At 66.5% G+C, this 20,289-nt stretch carries 25 protein-coding genes; 6 read left to right on the top strand and 19 right to left on the bottom strand.

Annotated elements, in window-relative coordinates:
• Positions 1-12 precede the first annotated feature (12 nt).
• The 12 genes from KB874_RS17450 to rpmC form a co-directional block, all read right to left on the bottom strand.
• Positions 13-801 (bottom strand): MBL fold metallo-hydrolase, encoded by a 789-nt coding sequence (locus tag KB874_RS17450; RefSeq protein ID WP_212537839.1) that lies wholly within the window; start codon positions 799-801, stop codon positions 13-15.
• A 182-nt stretch (positions 802-983) separates the two neighbouring features.
• A complete protein-coding gene (gene rpmD, locus KB874_RS17445; protein ID WP_043845711.1) occupies positions 984-1,172 on the bottom strand; it encodes a 50S ribosomal protein L30 in 189 nt (62 codons plus the stop codon).
• Between the two features lie 5 nt (positions 1,173-1,177).
• Entirely contained in the window at positions 1,178-1,762 is a 585-nt protein-coding gene (rpsE, locus tag KB874_RS17440) for a 30S ribosomal protein S5 (protein ID WP_212537838.1), read from the bottom strand.
• A gap of 183 nt (positions 1,763-1,945) precedes the next feature.
• Positions 1,946-2,305 carry a 50S ribosomal protein L18 gene (gene rplR / locus KB874_RS17435; RefSeq protein WP_212537837.1) on the bottom strand — a complete coding sequence of 120 codons (360 nt, stop codon included), beginning with the start codon at positions 2,303-2,305 and terminating at the stop codon, positions 1,946-1,948.
• Between the two features lie 12 nt (positions 2,306-2,317).
• Entirely contained in the window at positions 2,318-2,851 is a 534-nt protein-coding gene (gene rplF / locus KB874_RS17430) for a 50S ribosomal protein L6 (RefSeq protein ID WP_212537836.1), read from the bottom strand.
• 10 nt (positions 2,852-2,861) lie between these two features.
• Positions 2,862-3,254: a 30S ribosomal protein S8 gene (rpsH, locus tag KB874_RS17425; protein WP_212537835.1), complete on the bottom strand. Its 393-nt coding sequence runs from the start codon at positions 3,252-3,254 to the stop codon at positions 2,862-2,864.
• 12 nt (positions 3,255-3,266) lie between these two features.
• The gene (rpsN, locus tag KB874_RS17420) at positions 3,267-3,572 is read right to left on the bottom strand and encodes a 30S ribosomal protein S14 (RefSeq protein ID WP_212537834.1); all 306 of its coding nucleotides are present in this window, start codon (positions 3,570-3,572) and stop codon (positions 3,267-3,269) included.
• A gap of 14 nt (positions 3,573-3,586) precedes the next feature.
• Positions 3,587-4,165 (bottom strand): 50S ribosomal protein L5, encoded by a 579-nt coding sequence (gene rplE / locus KB874_RS17415; RefSeq protein WP_212537833.1) that lies wholly within the window; start codon positions 4,163-4,165, stop codon positions 3,587-3,589.
• The gene (gene rplX, locus KB874_RS17410; protein ID WP_212537832.1) at positions 4,158-4,469 is read right to left on the bottom strand and encodes a 50S ribosomal protein L24; all 312 of its coding nucleotides are present in this window, start codon (positions 4,467-4,469) and stop codon (positions 4,158-4,160) included. Before rplX ends, rplE begins: the two co-directional genes overlap by 8 nt.
• Complete coding sequence (rplN, locus tag KB874_RS17405) at positions 4,469-4,837, bottom strand: 50S ribosomal protein L14 (protein ID WP_009805806.1); 369 nt, start codon at positions 4,835-4,837, stop codon at positions 4,469-4,471. The genes rplX and rplN overlap by 1 nt, the downstream gene beginning before the upstream one ends.
• 78 nt (positions 4,838-4,915) lie before the next feature.
• A complete protein-coding gene (gene rpsQ, locus KB874_RS17400) occupies positions 4,916-5,146 on the bottom strand; it encodes a 30S ribosomal protein S17 (protein ID WP_212537831.1) in 231 nt (76 codons plus the stop codon).
• A gap of 4 nt (positions 5,147-5,150) precedes the next feature.
• On the bottom strand, positions 5,151-5,360 hold the full coding sequence (gene rpmC / locus KB874_RS17395; RefSeq protein ID WP_212537830.1) for a 50S ribosomal protein L29: 210 nt from the start codon (positions 5,358-5,360) through the stop codon (positions 5,151-5,153).
• 236 nt (positions 5,361-5,596) lie between these two features.
• Between rpmC and KB874_RS17390 the strand changes: the two genes are divergently transcribed.
• The 6 genes from KB874_RS17390 to KB874_RS17365 all read left to right on the top strand — a co-directional run bounded on the left by KB874_RS17390 (position 5,597) and on the right by KB874_RS17365 (position 12,253).
• Positions 5,597-7,162 carry an ATP-binding protein gene (locus KB874_RS17390; RefSeq protein ID WP_212537829.1) on the top strand — a complete coding sequence of 522 codons (1,566 nt, stop codon included), beginning with the start codon at positions 5,597-5,599 and terminating at the stop codon, positions 7,160-7,162.
• Positions 7,163-7,243: 81 nt separating this feature from the next.
• Positions 7,244-8,752, top strand: a complete 1,509-nt coding sequence (gene gpmI, locus KB874_RS17385; RefSeq protein WP_212537828.1) for a 2,3-bisphosphoglycerate-independent phosphoglycerate mutase — start codon at positions 7,244-7,246, stop codon at positions 8,750-8,752.
• Positions 8,749-9,873 (top strand): murein hydrolase activator EnvC family protein, encoded by a 1,125-nt coding sequence (locus KB874_RS17380; protein WP_212537827.1) that lies wholly within the window; start codon positions 8,749-8,751, stop codon positions 9,871-9,873. Before gpmI ends, KB874_RS17380 begins: the two co-directional genes overlap by 4 nt.
• Before the next feature lie 34 nt (positions 9,874-9,907).
• On the top strand, positions 9,908-11,239 hold the full coding sequence (locus KB874_RS17375) for a S41 family peptidase (protein WP_212537826.1): 1,332 nt from the start codon (positions 9,908-9,910) through the stop codon (positions 11,237-11,239).
• A 52-nt stretch (positions 11,240-11,291) separates the two neighbouring features.
• Positions 11,292-11,777: an RNA pyrophosphohydrolase gene (locus tag KB874_RS17370; protein WP_212537825.1), complete on the top strand. Its 486-nt coding sequence runs from the start codon at positions 11,292-11,294 to the stop codon at positions 11,775-11,777.
• Complete coding sequence (locus tag KB874_RS17365) at positions 11,774-12,253, top strand: hypothetical protein (RefSeq protein ID WP_212537824.1); 480 nt, start codon at positions 11,774-11,776, stop codon at positions 12,251-12,253. The genes KB874_RS17370 and KB874_RS17365 overlap by 4 nt, the downstream gene beginning before the upstream one ends.
• A 6-nt stretch (positions 12,254-12,259) precedes the next feature.
• Here the strand turns inward: KB874_RS17365 and rnr are convergent, their stop codons facing one another.
• The 7 genes from rnr to KB874_RS17330 all read right to left on the bottom strand — a co-directional run bounded on the left by rnr (position 12,260) and on the right by KB874_RS17330 (position 20,257).
• Positions 12,260-14,563, bottom strand: coding sequence for a ribonuclease R (rnr, locus tag KB874_RS17360; RefSeq protein WP_212537823.1), 2,304 nt, complete (start codon positions 14,561-14,563; stop codon positions 12,260-12,262).
• A 55-nt stretch (positions 14,564-14,618) separates the two neighbouring features.
• Positions 14,619-15,227 (bottom strand): TIGR04282 family arsenosugar biosynthesis glycosyltransferase, encoded by a 609-nt coding sequence (locus tag KB874_RS17355; protein WP_212537965.1) that lies wholly within the window; start codon positions 15,225-15,227, stop codon positions 14,619-14,621.
• A gap of 16 nt (positions 15,228-15,243) precedes the next feature.
• Complete coding sequence (dapE, locus tag KB874_RS17350) at positions 15,244-16,386, bottom strand: succinyl-diaminopimelate desuccinylase (RefSeq protein ID WP_212537822.1); 1,143 nt, start codon at positions 16,384-16,386, stop codon at positions 15,244-15,246.
• Between the two features lie 131 nt (positions 16,387-16,517).
• Entirely contained in the window at positions 16,518-16,841 is a 324-nt protein-coding gene (locus KB874_RS17345) for a hypothetical protein (RefSeq protein WP_212537821.1), read from the bottom strand.
• 13 nt (positions 16,842-16,854) lie between these two features.
• Positions 16,855-17,682, bottom strand: a complete 828-nt coding sequence (locus tag KB874_RS17340) for an SHOCT domain-containing protein (protein WP_212537820.1) — start codon at positions 17,680-17,682, stop codon at positions 16,855-16,857.
• A 686-nt stretch (positions 17,683-18,368) separates the two neighbouring features.
• Positions 18,369-19,196, bottom strand: coding sequence for a 2,3,4,5-tetrahydropyridine-2,6-dicarboxylate N-succinyltransferase (gene dapD, locus KB874_RS17335; RefSeq protein WP_212537819.1), 828 nt, complete (start codon positions 19,194-19,196; stop codon positions 18,369-18,371).
• 143 nt (positions 19,197-19,339) lie between these two features.
• Complete coding sequence (locus KB874_RS17330; protein ID WP_212537818.1) at positions 19,340-20,257, bottom strand: threonine/serine dehydratase; 918 nt, start codon at positions 20,255-20,257, stop codon at positions 19,340-19,342.
• Positions 20,258-20,289: the final 32 nt, after the last annotated feature.

Below are 20,289 nucleotides of genomic sequence, written 5' to 3'. Positions count from 1 at the left end.
ATCAGCCGAGGATCAGCCCAGTTCGCCGGGCTTGTACCAGTCGCCCATCTTGACCGTCGCGGCATCGCCCACCAGTTCGGCGAATTTCGCCGGGTCCTGCGTGCCGCCGTCGCGGCCACGATAGTGGTAGGGATAGACGTTGGCGGGCCGGAATTCGCGCACGGCGTCTGCGGCGGCCTCGGCCGACATGGTGAAGGGCAGGTTCATGCAAACGAAGGCCAGGTCGATCTCGGTCAGCGCGCGCATCTCGGGGATGTCCTCGGTGTCGCCCGAGACGTAGACGCGGAAATCGCCCATCGTCAGGACATAGCCGTTGTCGCGACCCTGCGGATGAAAGTTCTGCTTTTCCGGATCCATGTTGTAGGCCGGGATTGCGTCGATCGCGATGCCCAGCAGCTCACCGGCCTCGCCGTTGGCGATGGCGGTGGTGTTCGCCTTCAGGTCGTCTGTCAGCATGTCGAAGACGGCCGGGTTCACGACCATCGGGATCTCGGCGGTCTTGATCGCGGCCAGCAGGTCGGCGTTGTAGTGGTCGCCATGCTGGTGCGTGATAAGGATCGCGTCGGGCGCGGGCAGGTCGGCGTATTCCGAGGCCTCGCCCACCGGGTCGATGTAGAGAACGCCCATCGGCGTCTCGAGCACGATGGAGGCATGGTGCACGGGGTTTACCGTCACGACACCGCCGTTGACCGGGAATTCATGCGGTGAGTGGCCGCCGGCACTGGCGGCAAAGGGGATCACGGTGATCGAACCGGCCGCGGCGGCGGCGGTCCGAAGGAAAGTGCGGCGGGTCTGATTCATCTGGTCGCTCCCTGATTTTGATGGGGAACAGGTAGATCCGCCATGACTGCCGGCAATACGCAGAGGGTCCGGAAGATCGCGCATGATCTGTGCCGCAAAGCACAGCCGGATAAAGAAAAAGACCCCCCGGACGCTCCGGGGGGTCTTTGGTGTTGCCCTGCGGCGCGGTGCGCCGGGATGCGTCAACCGCGCTCTTCGACGATCTCGACGAGGTGCGGGATCTTGCGGATCATGCCGCGGATCGAGGGCGTGTCCTCGAGTTCGCGGGTCTTGTGCATCTTGTTCAGGCCCAGGCCGATCAGCGTCTGGCGCTGGATGGCGGGGCGGCGGATCGGGCTGCCGATCTGCTTGACGACAATGGTCTTTGCCATGAGTCTCAGGCCTCCTCGGTGGCGGCTTCGGCCGCGGCGTCTTCGCGCTTCGGCAGGATGTCGGCGACCTTCTTGCCACGACGCTGCGCGACGCTGCGCGGCGACTGCTCCTTGGTCAGACCGTCCAGCGTGGCGCGGATCATGTTGTAGGGGTTCTGCGAACCGATCGACTTGGCGACCACGTCCTGGATGCCCAGCATCTCGAACACGGCGCGCATCGGACCACCGGCAATGATCCCGGTACCCTGCGGGGCAGTGCGCATCACGACGCGGCCCGCGCCATGGCGGCCTTCCATGTCGTGGTGCAGGGTCCGGCCCTCTTTCAGCGGCACGCGCATCATCTTGCGCTTGGCCTGCTCGGTGGCCTTGCGGATGGCCTCGGGGACCTCCTTGGCCTTGCCCTTGCCAAAGCCGACGCGGCCCTTCTGGTCGCCGACGACGACCAGCGCGGCAAAGCCGAACCGCTTGCCGCCCTTGACGGTCTTGGACACGCGGTTGATCGCGACAAGACGATCGGCGAATTCGGGAGCAGCGTCCTCGCGGTCGCGGCGCCCACGGCCACCTTCGCGGCGGTTTTCACGTTCTGCCATCTGGCATTCCTTGCTTTGCGGCGCGGCTGCGCCCTTTGGTCCAATCCAGGTGCGTCACGGTCAGACCGTCGCCCGGATCATCGAGACGTTTCCGTCTGCGTTTGAATGGCAAGGCGGGGCAGAACCCCGCCTGACCTGTGCGACGAGCCATGGGGCGGGGATGACTCCCGCGCCCCAGGTCCATCAGATCTTGAGTCCGCCCTCACGCGCGGCGTCGGCCAGGGCCTTCACCTTGCCGTGGAACAGGAACCCGCCACGGTCGAAGTAAGCCTCTTCGACACCGGCTGCCTTTGCCCGCTCGGCAATCGCGGCACCCACCTTTGCGGCGGCCTCCACGTTGTTCTTGCCGACCACACCCAGCGACGGTTCCAGCGACGAGGCTGCTGCCAGCGTGCGGCCGGCAACGTCGTCGATGAGCTGAACGCTGATGTTCTTGTTCGAGCGATGAACGGAAAGGCGAACGCGACCCGCGTTGACCTTCCGCAGTTTGTTCCGGACGCGCAGGCGGCGCTTGAGGAACAACGTACGTTTGCTGTTTGCCATATCCCTGCGTCCTTACTTCTTCTTGCCTTCCTTCTGGAAGATGTACTCGCCCTTGTAGCGAATACCCTTCCCCTTGTACGGCTCGGGACGGCGCCAGTCGCGGATCTTCGCGGCCGTTTCGCCCACCAGCTGCTTGTCGTGCCCTTCGAGGATGATCTCCGTCGGCTTCGGGCACTGGACGGTGACACCCGCGGGGATGTCAAAGTCCACGTCGTGGCTGTAGCCCAGGTTCAGCTTCAGGACATTGCCCTGCACGGCTGCGCGGTAACCCACGCCCTGGATTTCCAGTTCCTTCTTGAAGGTGTTCTGGACGCCATGGACGAGGTTCGCGACGATCGTACGGGACATGCCCCACTGCTGACGTGCGCGCTTGGACGACCCGCGCGGGGTGACCGCCACCGAACCACCGTCGACGGTGATGGTGACGTCGTCCGTCGCGGTGAAGGTCTGGGTGCCTTTCGGCCCCTTCACCTCGATGGTCTGACCCGACACGCTGGCGGAAACGCCAGAGGGCAGCTCGACCGGTTTTTTCCCAATTCGAGACATGGAACCCTCCTCAGAACACCGTGCAAAGCACTTCGCCGCCGATATTGGCTGCGCGTGCATTTGCATCGGACATCACCCCCTTCGAGGTGGAGACAATCGACACGCCCAGGCCCTGACGGACCTGCGGGATGTCATTGACGCCCATGTAGACGCGGCGACCGGGCTTGGAGACCCGCTTCACATCGCGAATGACAGGGGTGCCGTCGAAGTATTTCAGGCTGATTTCCAGCGTCGCGTGACCGCGCTCGTCGGTGCCCTTCTCGTAGCCGCGGATGTAGCCCTCGTCCGCCAGGACGTCGAGCACCCAGGCACGCAGCTTGGAAGCGGGGGTCGACACGGTCGACTTGCCACGCATCTGCGCGTTCCGGATCCGGGTGAGCATATCGCCGATAGGATCGTTCATCGTGTCTCTCCCTTACCAGCTCGACTTGACGACGCCGGGCAGCTGACCGTTCGAGCCGAGCTCGCGCAGCATGATCCGGCTGATCTTCAGCTTGCGGTAGTAGGCGTGCGGACGGCCCGTCAGCTGGCAGCGGTTGTGCAGCCGCGAGGGTGCCGAGTTGCGGGGCAGTTTCGCCAGCTTCAGGCGCGCCTTGAAGCGCTCTTCCATCGGCTTGCTCTCGTCGTTCGCGATTTGCTTCAGCGCAACGCGCTTGGCGGCATACTTCTCCACCAGGGCCTGACGCTTCTTCTCGCGTTCGATCATGGATTTCTTGGCCATGTGTCTCTCGCTCCTTACGCGTTGAACGGCATGTTGAAATGCTTCAACAGTGCCTTGGCCTGCGCATCAGCAGAATGGTCGCCATACTGCTGCGCATCGGTGGTGATGATGATGTCCATGCCCCAGACCTCGTCGACCTTGTCGAAGTCGATTTCCGGGAACACGATGTGCTCTTTCAGGCCCATGGCGAAGTTGCCACGACCGTCGAAGGAGGGCTTCACACCGCGGAAGTCGCGGATGCGCGGCATCGCGATGGTGATCAGGCGGTCGAGGAATTCGTACATCCGGTCGCCGCGCAGGGTCACCTTGGCGCCCATCGGCATTTCTTCACGGACGCGGAAACCTGCGATCGACTTCTTGGCCTTGGTCGTCACGGCCTGCTGGCCAGCGATCTTGCCGAGATCCTCGACGGCCGACTTGGCCTTCTTGGAGTCGCGCACGGCCTCGGCGCCACAGCCGATGTTCAGAACGATCTTTTCGATCCGGGGGATCTGCATGTCGTTCGTGTAGCCGAATTCCTCCTTCATCGCGGGCTTGATCGTCTCGCGATAGGCGGCCTTCAGGCGCGGGGCGTAGTTTGCAGTATCAAGCATCGATCACGTCCCCCGTGGTCTTGGCGAAGCGAACCTTCTTGTCGCCTTCCATGCGGAAACCGACGCGGGTCGGCTTGCCGTTGGCGTCGACGATGGCGAGGTTCGACAGGTCGATCGGCAGCGCCTTGGGCAGTCGGCCGCCCTGGGCGGACTGCGACTGGCGCGTGTGGCGGATGGCGATGTTCACGCCGTCGACGACGGCCTTGCCGGCCTTGGGGTCGACCGCGACGATCTCGCCGGTCTTGCCCTTGTCCTTGCCCGTCAGCACGACGACCTTGTCACCCTTGCGGAGCTTGGCAGCCATTACAGCACCTCCGGAGCAAGCGAGATGATCTTCATGAAGTTCTTGGCGCGCAGTTCGCGCACCACCGGCCCGAAGATACGGGTGCCGACCGGCTCGCCCGCGTTGTTCAGGATCACGGCGGCGTTGCGGTCGAAGCGGATCGACGTGCCATCTTCGCGGCGGACTTCCTTGGCGGTGCGCACGACGACGGCCTTGCGGACGTCACCTTTCTTCACGCGACCGCGCGGAATGGCCTCCTTCACCGAGACGACGATGATATCGCCGACCGATGCATAACGACGGTGCGACCCGCCGAGAACCTTGATGCACTGCACCCGGCGTGCGCCGGAGTTGTCAGCGACATCCAGATTGGTCTGCATCTGGATCATGTGGTTTCTCCCGACTTCCCGGACCGCCCTGCAGGGGACATTGACCCGGGGGTTTCGATGAAACTGAAAGGGCTGACCTTACTCGGCCAGCACCTCCCAGCGTTTTGTCTTCGACTTGGGCGCGCATTCGATGATGCGAACGGCGTCGCCCACGGCGAATTTCTGGTGCTCGTCATGCGCACGATACTTCTTCGACTTCTTGATCGTCTTCTGAAGAACCGGGTGCTTGAAGCGGCGGACGACCTGGACCGTCACGGTCTGTGCGTTGGCGGTGGAGGTCACGGTGCCTTGCAGGATACGCTTGGGCATTGTCTTATGCCTCCGTGCTGGCCGCGGCTGCGGCCTTTTCGTTCAGGATGGTCTTCACGCGGGCCACGTCACGGCGGACCTGACGCATGCGGGCAGTCGATTCCATCTGGCCGGTGGCCTGCTGGAAACGCAGGTTGAAGGCCTCTTTCTTGAGCTGGACAAGCTGGTCCCGGAGCTGGTCCGGGGTCTTGTCACGGAGTTCGTTGGCGTTCATCGCCTTTTCCTTTCTCAACATCACCGGTAGGCCCTTGCCTGCAATGCGCAAGGTCACCCTGATTCCGGTGGAGTCCGTGGATGAGCGGCCCCTATAGGCGCTTCCCCGCCGCATGGCAACTGGGAATTCATCTTTTCAATCGCGCGCCATGCCGTTTAAAGACAATGTCGAAGGCGCCCCGCCCTGAGGACGTTTTATTGCATCGTCCGGGCGCCAAACCAAGGAGACCACGGCCCATGTCTCTGCCCGAGGACGCGGACGACGCGCTCTACGCCCGCATCGGGACGCAGACCAAGCCGCATGCCCTCATGCTGGAACAGGCGGCGCGGATCGCGCAGCTGGGCTATTTCGTGTTCAACGTGCCCGAGGGAATTGTCGAGCTCTGCTCGGTTCGGCACGCGGCGATCTTCGGCTTCACCCCGCAGCAGTTCGTCGACACGGTGACCGGGCTCAAGGGCGAGATGCGGATGATCCATCCCGACGACCGCGACCTGATCCGCTCGGCCTATCGCCGGCTGCTGAACGGCGAAACGATCGAGATGGAATACCGCTTCTACCGCCCCGACGGCACGATCGGCTACATCCGCGAGAACGTATCGCCGGACCGGGACGCGGACGGGACCATCGTGCGCGGGCTGGGCAGCAGCCTCGACGTCACCGAAAGCCGCCGCGACGAAGAGCGCAAGGCGCAGACGACCCGGTTACAGGCGCTGGGCGAACTGACCGCCGGAGTCGCACATGATTTCAACAATATCCTCGCCATCGTCATGGGCAACGCCGAACTGCTGGCCGACCTCGACCTGTCCGACGAGGACAAGGCCCTGTTGCGCGACATCGTCGATGCGGCGCGACGCGGCGGCAAGCTGACGCAGAGCCTGCTGAACTTTGCCCAGCGCGCGCATGTGCAGCCGGTCCGGCTGGATCTGGTGGCCGAGCTGACGCAGGCGGTCACGCTGTTCGAACGCACCGCGCTGCTCAAGAACCCGGTGACGCGGCAGACGGGCGTCGGCCCGATCACGATCTACGCCGACCGGGACAAGCTTCAGGCGGTTCTCGTCAACATCCTCATCAACGCGCGCGACGCGATCGGCGAAAACGGCCGCATCGGGGTGTCGGCGGACCTGCTCGATATTCCGGCCGACAGCGCGCTGGCGCGCGAAACCGGCCTGACCGGCGGGCCCTTTGCCCGGCTGTCGATCCGCGACAACGGGGCCGGCATCCGTCCCGAACACCTCGCCCGCGTGACCGAGCCCTTCTTCACCACCAAGTCGCGCACCCAGGGGTCGGGCCTCGGCCTGTCGATGACCGCCGGTTTCATGCGGCAGCTGGGCGGCGACGTGGTGATCCGCTCGACGCTGGGCGAAGGCACCGAGGTGATGCTCTATTTCCCCGCGCAGGAGGCCACCGCCTCGGCCGCGCGATTGGTCGACGACCCGGCCGCGATGACCTTTGGGGGCATGCGCGCCCTCGTGCTCGAGGACGAGGAGTCGCTGCGTCGCGTCACGCGCAACAGGCTGGAATCCTGGGGCTTCGAGGTGACGCAGGCGGCGACGGTGGACCAGGCGCTGAAGGCCATCGAGACCACCGATTTCCATGTCGCGCTGCTGGACAATTTCGTGCCGGGCGACGGCAACGGCCTGGCCGTCGCGGCCTGGATCAAGGCGCGCCGGCCCGAGACGGTCACGATCCTGCTGACCGGTCTTGCCCGGCCCGACGAGGACGACAGCAAGGCCGTCGATCTCTACTTGGCCAAGCCGGTGCGCTTTGCCGAGGTGCGCGACTGGCTGGCGCGACTGATCTGACGGGCGGAGGGCGGCCCAAAGCCGCGCTTTCCCTCGCCCCGGCCCCCTGCTAAACCGCCGCACAAGAGAAAGGGCCGTGCCATGAACAAACCCGTGATCCTGACCATTCTCGACGGCTGGGGCCTGCGTGCCGAACGCGCCGCCAACGCCCCCGCGCTGGCCGCCACGCCCACGATGGACCGCCTGACGGCCACTTGTCCCAATGCCACGCTGATCACCTACGGCCCGGACGTGGGCCTGCCCAAGGGACAAATGGGCAATTCCGAGGTCGGCCACATGAACATCGGCGCGGGCCGGGTCGTGGCGATGGACCTGGGCCAGATCGACCTTGCCATAGAGGACGGGTCGTTCTTCGAGAATGCCGCGATCCTGGACTTTGCCGACAGGGTGAAGGCGGCAGGCGGGCGGGCGCACCTGATGGGTGTCGTCTCGGATGGCGGGGTGCATGGACATATCCAGCACATCAAGGCGGCGGTGAAACTGCTGACCGGCCGGGGCGTGCCGGTGATCGTGCACGCCATCACCGACGGGCGCGACGTCGCACCGACATCGGCTGAGAGCTTTGTCGCCGACCTCGCCGGCAGCCTGCCCGAAGCAGCCCGCATCGGAACGGTGATCGGCCGCTATTACGCCATGGACCGCGACAACCGCTGGGAGCGGGTGCAGCAAGCCTATGACGCGATGATCCTCGGGAAAGGCGCGCAGGCGCCCGACGCCGCGACAGCCGTCAGTCAGGCCTATGACGACGGCAAGACCGACGAATTCCTGCCCGCCACGGTGATTGGCGATTATGATGGCGTGCATCCCGGCGACGGGCTCTTCTGCCTCAATTTCCGAGCAGACCGCGCGCGCGAAATCCTCGCCGCCATCGGTGCGCCGGAATTCGACGGCTTCACCCGTGAAAGGCCGCTGCTTTCGGCGCTGCTGGGCATGGTCGATTACTCGACGGCCCACAACGCCTACATGACCACGGCCTATCCGAAACAGCAGATCGTCAACACGCTGGGCGAGTGGGTTGCTAAACACGGACTGCGCCAGTTCCACCTGGCCGAGACCGAGAAATACCCCCATGTCACCTTCTTCCTCAACGGTGGCAAGGAAGCGCCCGAGGCGGGAGAGGACCGTTTCATGCCGCCCTCGCCCAAGGTCGCGACCTACGACCTGCAACCCGAGATGAGCGCGCCCGCCGTGACCGAGCATTTCGTCGATGCGATCCGCAAGGGCTATGACCTGATCGTGGTCAACTATGCCAATCCCGACATGGTGGGCCATACCGGCGATCTGGCGGCGGCGATGAAGGCCTGCGAGGCGGTGGACCAGGGCCTGGCCCAGGTGGTCAGGACGCTCGAGGAGACCGGCGGCGCGATGTTGGTGATCGCCGATCACGGCAATTGCGAGACGATGGTGGACCCCGAAACCGGCGGACCACACACGGCCCACACCACTAACCCCGTGCCCGTGATCCTCTACGGTGGGCCCGAGGGCGCAAGGCTGCGCGACGGGCGGCTGGCCGACGTGGCGCCCACGCTTCTACAATTGATGGGCCTGCCCAGGCCGCCCGAGATGACAGGGGAAAGCCTGATCCTGTGACGCGGCTCGCGCTGATCCTTGCCTTGCTGGCCGGCGCCGGTGCCGTGACCGCGCAGGACGCCGGACAGGCGGCGCGCGAGGCCGCGCGCGCGCTGGAGCAGGCCGCGGTCCTGCTGGACGAGGCCGACAGTGCCCGCGACCGGGTGGCGGCGCTGACCCGGACGGTGCGCGCCTTCGAGGACGGGCTGTCCGCGATGCGCGACGGGCTGCGCAAGGCCGCGATCCGCGAGACGGAACTCGCCCGGAAGCTGGCCACGCAGGAAACCGAGGTGGCGCAGTTGCTGGGCGTGCTCTCCGCGCTGGGCGGCCAGGCACAGCCGACGACGCTGCTGCATCCGCAGGGACCGCTGGGCATGGCGCGATCCGGGATGCTGGTGGCCTCGGTCACGCCCGCGCTGGCCGACAGGGCGCGCGCCCTGCGTGCCGATCTCGACGAGGTCACGGCGCTGCGCCAGTTGCAGGAGAACGCCGCAGAAACGCTTCAGGACGGGCTCGCATCCGTGCAGGATGCGCGCACCACGCTCAGCCAGGCGATCGCCGACCGCGGGGCCCTGCCCGTGCGGTTCACCGAGGACCCGGTGCGCACCGCCATCCTGATCGCGGGCACCGAGACGCTCGACGCCTTCGCCAGTGGCCTCAGCCAGATCGCCGAGGACGAGGCGCCGCAGAACCTGCCGCGCATCCAGGACCGCAAGGGCACGCTGCCGCTGCCGTCGTCGGGCGTGATCCTGCGCCGCGCGAACGAGGCCGACGCCGCCGGAGTGAAACGGCCCGGCATTGTCCTGGCCACCGGGCCGCAGGCGCTGGTCGTCACCCCTACCGCCGCGACCGTGCGCTACAGCGGGCCGCTGCTGGATTACGGGCTGGTCACGATCCTGGAACCGCAGGCCAACCTGCTGATCGTGCTGGCGGGAATGGACCAGACATTCGGCGAGGCCGGACAGGTCCTGCCCGAGGGCAGCCCTGTCGGCCTGATGGGCGGCACGCCGGAGGCCGTGACCGAGATCCTGTCACCTTCCGGTGAAAGGGGTGGCGCCGGGCGCACGGAAACGCTCTATATAGAGGTCAGAGAAGGTGATCGCACAGTCGATCCGCTGACATGGTTCGCACCGTCGCAATGATCGGCAGGGGCACGGGCAAAGGATGAAAAGAGACATGAAGAAATTCGTGATGGCCGCCGCCGGCGGTGCGCTGGCATCGGTCGTGGCGACGACCCAGTTCGTGGGCCCGCTGCTGGCGCAGGAGCAGAACCGACCCTCCAGCGTCTATGAACAGCTGGACCTGTTCGGCGACATCTTTGAACGCATCCGCGCCCAGTATGTCGAGGAGGTCGAGCCGAAGGACCTGATCGAGGCAGCGATCAACGGCATGCTGACCTCGCTCGACCCGCATTCCAGCTACCTGCCGCCCGACGATGCCGCCGACATGCGCGTGCAGACCCGTGGCGAATTCGGCGGTCTCGGCATCGAGGTCACGCAGGAAGACGGCTTCGTCAAGGTGGTGTCGCCGATCGACGATACGCCCGCGGACGAGGCCGGGATCGAGGCGGGCGACTTCATCACCCATGTCGACGGAGAGTCGGTGCTGGGCCTGACGCTGGACGAGGCGGTGGACATGATGCGCGGCCCGGTGGGCTCTGAAATCATCATCACCGTGGTGCGCGAGGGCGAGGAAGAGCCCTTTGACGTCTCGATCATCCGCGACACGATCAAGCTGACCGCCGTTCGGTCGCGCGTGGTGGGCGAAACGGTGGTGCTGCGCGTCACCACCTTCAACGACCAGACCTATCCCAACCTGTCCGAGATGCTGGCCGAACGCGTCGAAGAGGCGGGCGGCATGGAGAACGTCAACGGCTTCGTCCTTGACCTGCGCAACAACCCCGGCGGCCTGTTGACCCAGGCGATCCGCGTGTCCGATGCCTTCCTCGAAGAGGGCGAGATCGTCTCGACCCGCGGGCGCGATCCGGCCGATGGCGAGCGCTTCAACGCGACGCCCGGCGACCTCGCCGTCGGCAAGCCGCTGGTCGTGCTCATCAACGGCGGCTCGGCCTCGGCATCCGAGATCGTGGCGGGCGCCTTGCAGGATCACCAGCGGGCGATCGTTGTCGGCACAAAGAGCTTCGGCAAGGGGTCGGTCCAGACGGTGATGCCGCTGCGTGGCGACGGCGCGATGCGCCTGACCACGGCGCGTTACTACACGCCGTCGGGCCGGTCGATCCAGGCGCTGGGCGTCTCGCCCGACATCGTCGTCGAACAGCCCCGCCCCGCCCCCGATGCCGACGAGGAGGAAACCGATGCATTCGGCCGGTCCGAGGCGGATCTGCGCGGGCGGCTGGACAATGACAGCCTGACCGAGGACGAGATCCGCCAGATCGAAGCCGACCGTGCCAAGGCCGAGGCCTCGGCCGCGCTGCGGCAGGAGGACTACCAGCTGGCCTACGCGATCGACATCCTCAAGGGGCTGTCGGCGCTGGGACCGAAGAACTGAGACAAGAGGGGCGGGGCGCAAACCCCGCCCCGACTTTTGTCGGACATCTGGAATGACACCGGAACAGATCGCAGCCCTGCCCTATCGCCGCAACGTGGGCGTGGTCCTTGCCAATGCGGCGGGCCATGTCTTTGTCGGCCAGCGCATCGACAGCGAAATCCCCGCCTGGCAGATGCCCCAGGGCGGCATCGACAAGGGAGAGGATCCCCGTGCAGCCGCCCTGCGCGAGTTGCAGGAAGAAACCGGCGTTCCCCCCGAGCTGGTGACGGTCGAGGCGGAAACTGAAGGCTGGATCGCCTATGACCTGCCGCATGACATTGTGCCGAAGATCTGGAAAGGCCGCTACAAGGGGCAGGAGCAGAAATGGTTCCTGCTGCGCTTTCACGGCACCGACGACCAGGTGAGGATCGACGCCGACGATCACCAGGAATTCAGCGAATGGTGCTGGCTGCCCGCCGACGAGGTCGTGGCGCAGATCGTCCCCTTCAAGCGCGCGGTCTACCAGCGGGTGATCGAGGCATTCCGGGGAAGGCTGTGATCCGGCTGGCCCTTGTTCTTTCGCTTGCGGCGGGTCAAGCCGCCGCCCTGTCCTGCCTGCCGGCCGATGTCGTGCGCACCTACAAGCAGGTGGATGCCGACGATGCGCCATGGGGCGCGGCGGTGGGGCGGCTCGACTTCGACGAAAGCCGCCTGCCCGTGGTCGACTGGGACCGCCAGGGCGAGGTCCCGCCCGAAACCGAGATCCGCGGCCAGATGGTTGGCCATTCCCTGACACCCGAGGGCTGGAACCGCCCCTTCCAGCACGCGGTGACGGTTCGCGTGCTCTGCTTTGGACCATGGTGCCCGTCGCCCCGCAGCGGCGCCACCTACCTTGCCTTCGTCAAGCGTGAGAACGGTCGCAGCATCATCATCGCCGACCCCTGCGGCAGCATGCTGTTCCCCAACCCCACGCAACAGGACATGGACCGGCTGCAATCGTGCTTTGCCGGCGGACCCTGCGACGAGGGCCGCTGACCGCGCTCAGCGCTCCTGCCGGTTCTGCCGCGTGACCTTGCGCTTGACCTTGGCGTCCTTGGCCTTTGCCCGCGTCAGCTTGCGCTTGGACGGTCCCTTGGGCGCCTTGCCATAGCGCTTGCTGCGGCCCTTGCCGCGCGGACCGCGCTGGCCCGGGCTTTCATAGGCCTCGTCCGCGACCTCGAGCATTTCGAAGGCGATGCCGCCCGTGACCGGCGCCGCCTCGATCAGCTTGACCCGCGCGCGCATGCCGATGGCAATCAGCCGCCCGCTCTCGGCGCCCATCAGGGTGCCCGCGTCGCGGTCAAAATTGAAATACTCGCGCCCGAGCGTGCTGATCGGCACCAGCCCGTCCGCGCCCGTCTCGTCCAGCTTCACGAAGACGCCGAAATGCGCCACCCCGCTGATCCGCCCGGTGAACTCGGCCCCCAGCCGGTCCGACAGGTAGGCCGCAAGGTAGCGGTCGGTCGTGTCGCGCTCGGCCATCATCGACCGCCGTTCGGTGTCGCTGATGTGCTGGGCGGTCTGCTCCAGCCGCTCGATCTCGTCCACCGTCAGGCCATCGTCGCCCCAGCCATGCGCCCGGATCAGCGCGCGATGCACGATCAGGTCGGAATAGCGCCGGATCGGCGAGGTGAAATGCGCGTAGTTCTGCAGGGCAAGGCCGAAATGCCCGAAATTCTTCGGGCTGTAATAGGCCTGCGTCATGCTGCGCAGGGTCGACAGGTTGATCAACTCGGCATCCTCGGTGCCCGCCGCCTGGTGCAGCAGGTGGTTCAGATGCGCGGTCTTCAGCACCTGACCCTTGGCGAGAATGAACCCGGACGCCTCGGCGGTATCGCGCAGGGATTCCAGCTTGTCCTGCGGCGGCTCCTCGTGCACGCGAAAGACCAGCGGGGTCTTCTTGGCGACCAGCGTCTCGGCGGCGGCAACATTGGCCAGCACCATGAATTCCTCGATCAGGCGATGCGCATCCAGCCGGGGGGCGAAGGCCACCGAGACAACCTTGCCGTCATCGTCCAGCACCACCTTGCGTTCGGGCAGGTCGAGGTCCAGCGGCTGCCGCCGGTCGCGCGCGGCCGCGAGCGCGGCGTAGGCTGCGAACAGCGGCCGGATCACCGGCTCCAGCAGCGGCCCGGTCCGGTCATTGGGATTGCCGTCCTGGGCCTCCTGCACCTCGCGGTAATTCAGCGTTGCCGGGGACCGCATCAGACCCCGCACGAACTGCTGAGACAGCTTGTTGCCTTCGGCGTCGATCCGCATCTTCACCGCGATGCAGGCACGCGGCACGCCCTCGTGCAGCGAGCACAGGTCGCCCGACAGCCGGTCGGGCAGCATCGGCACGACCCGGTCGGGGAAATAGCTGGAATTGCCGCGTTTCTGCGCCTCGCGGTCCAGTCTGGATCCCGGTTGCACGTAATGCGCGACATCCGCGATGGCGACCCAGATCACGTGACCGCCCTTGTTCTTGGGGTCGTCATCGGGCTGGGCATAGACCGCGTCGTCGTGATCGCGCGCATCGACCGGGTCGATGGTGACAAGCGGCAGGTCGCGCAGGTCGGTGCGCCCCTTCAGACCGGCGGGCTTCATCGCGTCCGCCTCGGCCAGGACATCGTCGGGAAAGTCGTCGGGGATGCCGTGCTGGTGGATCGCGATCAGGGACACGGCGCGCGGCGCCGACGGATCGCCCAGCCGCAGCACGATCCGCGCCCGCGGCAGGCCAAACCGCCCCGCAGGCCCGGCCTGTTCCGCCTCGACCAGTTCGCCTTCCTGCGCGCCCCCCGTCGCGTCCGGCGTCACCAGCCATTCCCGGTCCGAGCCCTTGTCGATCGGCAGCAGCCGCCCGCCCTCGGCGGTCTTGCGGAAGATGCCCACGACCCGGCGCGGCGCAACCCCGATCCGGCGGATCAGGCGGGCCTCGTAATTGTGATCCTCTTCGTGTACGACTTGCAGGCGGGCCAGGATGCGGTCGCCTTCGCCCAGCGCGGGGTCGCTCTCGCGCGGGACGATCAGCACGATAGGCTCCACCCCCTCACCGTGCCATTCCAGCGGGCGGGCAAACAGATCGCCGTTCGCGTCCGGCGCCTTGACCTGAAGCACCGAGACAGGCGGCAGGCGGTCCGGGTCGCGATAGGTCTTCTTGCGCCTTTCGAGGTGCCCCTCGGCCTCGAGTTCCTTCAGCAGGCGCTTGAGGTCGATCCGCGCCGCGCCTTTCACGCCAAAGGCCTTCGCGATGTCGCGCTTCGAGGTGAGCGTGGGGTTCGCGGCGATCCACTCGAGGACGGCCGACTTGTCGGGCAACTGTGTCATGCGCCCCAGTTAGCACGGGTCCGGCTCGGCGTCATGCAGGGAAACGCGGGGCGCTTCATCTTGCCCGATAAACTCCGGGGGGCGCCGCAGGCGCGGGGGGCAGAGCCCCCTCCGCGCGCTTCAGATCATCCGCCGTATCGACGTCGTGCAACCGGTCTACCAGCGCCACCCGTGCGCCGCACAGCGAGGCGACGCTGTCAGCCAGCGCATGTTCCGTCGAAAACCGTGCGCCCCGGAACAGCCCCCCTGGCACCTGCGACCCGTTCCGCAGCCCCACCAGCCAGAAACCGCCATCCTCGGCCGGACCGAACACCGCGTCATGCGTGCCCAGCGCGGCAAAGCCCCGCCAGATCGCCGCGCGCGTGACACCCGGAACGTCTCCGCCGATCAGGCAGACTGGCCCGGACCCGACTGCACCCAGGCAACGCGCCATCCGTCGCCCAAGGTCGCCCCGCCCCTGCGCCAGGCGCAGCAGATCGGCGGGCCAAGCCCGGCTGGAAACGGCCTGATCCGGCGATACCGCCAGCACGACGCGCCAGCGCCGATCGCGCAGGCGCCGCAGCAGCGCCCCCACCTGATGCCGGAACCACCAGGCCGCGGGAACCATCCCGATCTCGCGCCCGAGCCGCGTCTTGACCCGGCCCGCGCGCGGCTCCTTGACCATCACGATCAGGATGCGCTCAGGCAAAGTAATCCCGCAGGATGCGGCCGTAGATCGCCTTCAGCCGGTGGATCTCGTCAACGGCCACATGCTCGTCCACGCCATGCATCCGGCGCCCGACCAGACCGAACTCGACCACCGGGCAATGCGCCTTGACGAACCGCGCGTCCGAGGTGCCGCCCGTGGTCGACAGCTCGGGCTTGCGCCCCGTCTCGGCCTCGACCGCCTTCGAAACCAGGTCCGACAGCGCGCCTGGCGGGGTGATGAAACTCTCGCCCGAGATGCTGATCCGCAGGTCGGTCTTGGTTCCGAACTCGGCATCCACACGGGCTGCCTCCTGTCGCAGCCAGTCCGACAGCGCGGCGCCGCTGTGCAGATCGTTGAAGCGGATGTTCACCGTGGCGCGCGTCTGCGCCGGGATCACGTTGGTCGCCTTGTTTCCGGTGTCGATGGTGACGACCGACAGCGTCGAGGGATCGAAATGGTCCGTTCCCTCGTCCAGCACGTGCGAGGACAGACGATCCATCAGCCGCGCCATGGCCGGCATCGGGTTCAGCGCACGGTCGAGATAGGCGGAATGGCCCTGCTTGCCCGTCACCGTGAACCACGCGTTCATCGAGCCGCGGCGCCCGATCTTCATCATGTCGCCCAGTGTCTCGGGGCATGTCGGTTCCCCGACGATGCAGACATCCATCCGTTCGCCCTGCTCGGCCATCCAGTCCAGAAGCGCCGTGGTGCCGTCCACCGCGTCGCCCTCCTCGTCGCCGGTGATGGCCAGGATCACCGCACCGTCGGGCGGGGTCTCGGTCACGAAGTCTACCGCCGCCGCGACAAAGGCCGCGACCCCCGATTTCATGTCGGTCGCACCGCGCCCATACAGGAACCCTTCCTTGATCTCGGCTCCGAACGGATCGACCGACCACGCGTCGCGGTCGCCCACCGGCACCACGTCCGTATGCCCGTTGAAGCCGAAGGCGCGTTGGTTCCCTCGCGCGCCCCAGCGCGCGAACAGGTTGCTGACCTCACCCCGGTCTACCCGCGTGCAGGCGAACCCCGCGCCTTCCAGCACCTCCTGCAACAGCACCAGCGCACCGCCTTCTTCGGGCGTGACAGAGGGACAACGGACAAGCCGCGCGGTCAGGTCGACGGGATCGGTGGTCATTGGCTTTCCTCTTTCGCGGCCGGTTTCATGCGTCCCGCCCTGAGTTTCTCCGGCCCGAAAATACCGTGGGGGAATCGCTCTGCAAGAGCGACGGGGGCAAAGCCCCCGCAACGCCGCCCACCGGCGCAGGCTCAGTCGTAAAAAGGGCTGATCTGCGCGACAATCACGGAATTCTCGGCCAGCGCACGATCCATGAGCGCCTGTTCCTCGTCGTCGATCTCGTGGCCCTGGGCGCGGCGTTCTTCGGCGGTGCCATAGCCGGTGACGTCCAGCGGTGCCATGTCGGCCTGTTTCAGGATCGCCACGGTCTCGCGCACCGCCTCGGCCTCGTCCACGCCCGAGGCGTAGCACATCAGCGCCGCGCCGGTCGCGCCCTTGGGAAGGCCGTCGCCGTCTTTGCGGCCGACTTCGACCAGCAGCGTATAGACCTCTTGCCGTGAGCCGGGTTTGGACATGATGGGCGTTTCCTCAGATACGTGCGAGAAGCTCGGTCTTCTTGGCCTGGAATTCGGCGTCGGTCAGGATTCCCTTGTCGCGCAGTTCGCCCAGACGAGAAAGGGCTTCGTAGACATCGACCGTGCCGGACGCCGGCAAGGGGTTGGGACCGTCCGGCGCGGCCTGAAGCGCCGGGGTCTGCGCTACCTTGGGGGTCGTGACGGGTGGTGACTCGACGGAGACCATATGTGCGGGCAGGGGATCTTGCCCGGGCGTCTCGTCCGGGGTCGAGCGGGTATCTGCATCCGGTTCGGTGGCCGTGATCTCGCGCAACTGGCTCAACGGGACAGGGCCAAGCTGCGAGGTAAACGTCACCGATCCGTCCTGCGCCTGCTGCTGGCCGACGCCACCAATCCTGTGCGCACCGGTGTCATAGATCCGAACCAGACCATTCTGCAGCATTGCAAGCCGCGCCGTCGCCGGAAAGATCGCGTAGCCCTGATCGTTCTGCATCCCCGTGGACGAGGGCTGCCCCAGATCGGACGGCCACCAGTTGCCACTGCCGCCGGACAGGCCTCCCGCTGCGGGCTTGTAGAACGATCCTTCAGACAATGCGTCCGAGATATCGTTGCACAGGTTCGACACCAGCGCCTGAAGGTTGGCATTGAACATGTCGCCGACCATGATCATCCCGCCGCGTTGCCACTGGCCCATCCCGCCAAGCTCTGGGTGGCTGAACTGCGCCTGATACCCGCCACCGCGCGACACCGCATCCATCATCGTCCGCACGGCATCGGGGCTGATTCCGTATTGGCGGGCCAGCCTGTCCTGCACCCGGGTGCCGTTGTCCGAAAACTGCATTGCCCTCTCCTCGGAATCTGTTGCGGATCCGCGAAGCGCCGGCTCTAACACAGGCGCCTGTTCCTGACCACTGCATCCGCTGCCACAGAACCACGCTTTCGCGCAGAGGCCATCGTTTCTCCCGCGTTGTCGAACCACGGCAGCCAGGCCCGGAGCGCGGCCTGATCGGGACCAAGCCGATCGAAACAGGGGTTCCAGTGATGTGCCACTTCCATCATGTGATGGATGCTTCCCAGGATCGAATCGCGGAACGGAGGCGGGAGCGTCAGGAGGACTTGCGCGCTGCGGATTCAACGAAGACACATCTGGTCAAGATCCGAGCGCTTGTGAATGTCCGACAGCATCATACTGTCGCATTCCGGGGCACATGGTCAGTCGCTTCTGCAAACTCGGTCGGGAACCACCTGTCCCGTTGGTGGAAATCGGCAGACCGGATCCGCGAAGACTGCGTGCGTGGCAGTGGCTCGGCGGCATTCGTCCTGACAACGATCCGCTGCGCGGCACTCTGGATCGCGGTGTCCGAAAGACCCCGGGCCAGAAAACCCAGCCGCACAGGGTTTTCCGGATCGGCGCCCTCAGGATCGAGTTGCGGCCATGACCACGTTCAAACGGCTAGACTGCCGCAGTCACTGCGGACAGCGCGGCGAGGCCTTGCACGACCTGCCGCGCCGCCGAGTCGCTGCGCATCAGTCGCGCAGCAACTCGTTGATCCCGGTCTTGGAGCGGGTCCGTTCATCGACCCGCTTCACGATCACCGCGCAGTAGAGGTTGATGCCGTTCTTCGACGGCATCGATCCGGCAACGACCACGGAATAGGGCGGCACCTCGCCATACATGACCTCGCCGGTCTCGCGGTCGACGATCTTGGTCGACTGGCCGATGAATACACCCATGCCAAGGACCGAACCCTCGCGCACGATGCAGCCCTCGACCACTTCGGAGCGCGCCCCGATGAAACAGTTGTCCTCGATGATGGTGGGGCCGGCCTGCATCGGCTCCAAGACGCCGCCGATGCCGACGCCGCCGGACAGGTGCACGTTCTTGCCGATCTGCGCGCAGGAGCCCACGGTGGCCCATGTGTCGACCATCGTGCCCTCGTCGACATAGGCGCCCAGGTTCACGAAAGATGGCATCAGCACCACGCCCGGCGCGATATAGGCGGACTTGCGCACGATGCAGTTCGGCACGGCGCGAAAGCCGGCCTTTTTCCAGTCGTGCTTCTTCCAGCCGGCGAACTTGCTGTCCACCTTGTCCCACCAGTCGCCGCCCTGCGGGCCGCCCGACTGCTTTTCCATGTCCTTGATGCGGAAGCCCAGCAGCACCGCCTTCTTGGCCCACTGGTTGACGTGCCAGGTGCCGTCTTCCTGCCGTTCGGCCACGCGCAGCTTGCCGCTGTCGAGCGCGTTCAGCGTGTCCTCGATCGCCTCCCGGGTCTCGCCGCCGGTCGTGGGCGTGATCTCGGCCCGGTTTTCCCATGCGGCTTCGATCGCCGCCTCGAGCTTTGCATTGGACATGGGTCTCTCCCTTGGATCGGTCGCGAAGGGCTATAGCCGCAAGGGGGGCGCGCTACAATGGGCGGCGGAGCGGGATGCGACCTGGCGCCTGCGAAGGGCGCTGTCCCTCGCGCCTCCCCGGAGTTGGTCTGGCAAGATGAAGATCAGGACAGCGGATCGGGCGCGATGTTGCCACCACAAAGCAGGACGGCGACGCGTTCGCCGGGCTCGGGTTTGTAGGCGCCCCATTGCAACGCGGCGAGTGCCGTGGCGCCGGCCGGTTCGACCAGCAGGCGGTGCGCCTGCCAGAGCGACTTCTGCGCCTCGAGAATGGCCCCGTCGGGCACCAGGACCGTCTGGACGTCTTGCGCGCGGGCCAGGTCGAAACAGATCGAGCCGATGCGCCGCGCCCCCAGCGCGTTCGCGGCAACGCCGGAAACCGGCACGTCCACCGGCTTGCCGGCCTGCATCGCCGCCGCGAGGGCGTTGCAGCTCATGGGTTCGACGGCGACGATCCGTTTGCGGCCGTGTGTCCAAGCCATCGCGCCAGCGATCAGGCCGCCGCCGCCGACTGCGATCAGCACCGTGTCGGCGTCCAGGCCCTGGTCTTCCCATTCCAGCATCAGGGTGCCCTGCCCCGCCACGGTGGCGGGTGCGTCGTAGGGATGGACCTCGATCGCGCCCTGTTCATCGCGAAAGCGCGCGGCCATCGCCGCAGCGTCGGCATATTCGCCGGGCACGACCGTCAGCGCGGCGCCAGCGCGTTCGATCAGCGCGATCTTGGCCGGGCCGGCCATTTCCGGCACGAAGATACGCGCGCGATGCCCCAGCCGCCGCGCGGCAAAGGCCACCGCCGCGCCGTGATTGCCGCCAGAGGCGGCGACGATCCCGGCATCGGGCACCTTGGCCGCGAGAAGCGTGTTGAAGGCGCCGCGCGCCTTGAAGCTGCCGGTGTGCTGGGTCTGTTCCAGTTTCAGCGCCACGGGTCGGTCCCAGAGCGTGTCGCTCTGCATCACCGGTGTGCGCACCACGTGCCCGGCGATTCGCGCTGCGGCGGCCTCGATCTCGGCTGTCCAGTCCATGTCGTCCCCCGCTGGCGCTTTGCCGGCGCAGG

This window comes from Thetidibacter halocola, from assembly GCF_018224955.1.
GTDB classification, from domain to species: domain Bacteria; phylum Pseudomonadota; class Alphaproteobacteria; order Rhodobacterales; family Rhodobacteraceae; genus Thetidibacter; species Thetidibacter halocola.
The sequence above is the reverse complement of the archived record's forward strand: the minus strand, read 5'-3'. Positions and strand labels throughout refer to the sequence as shown.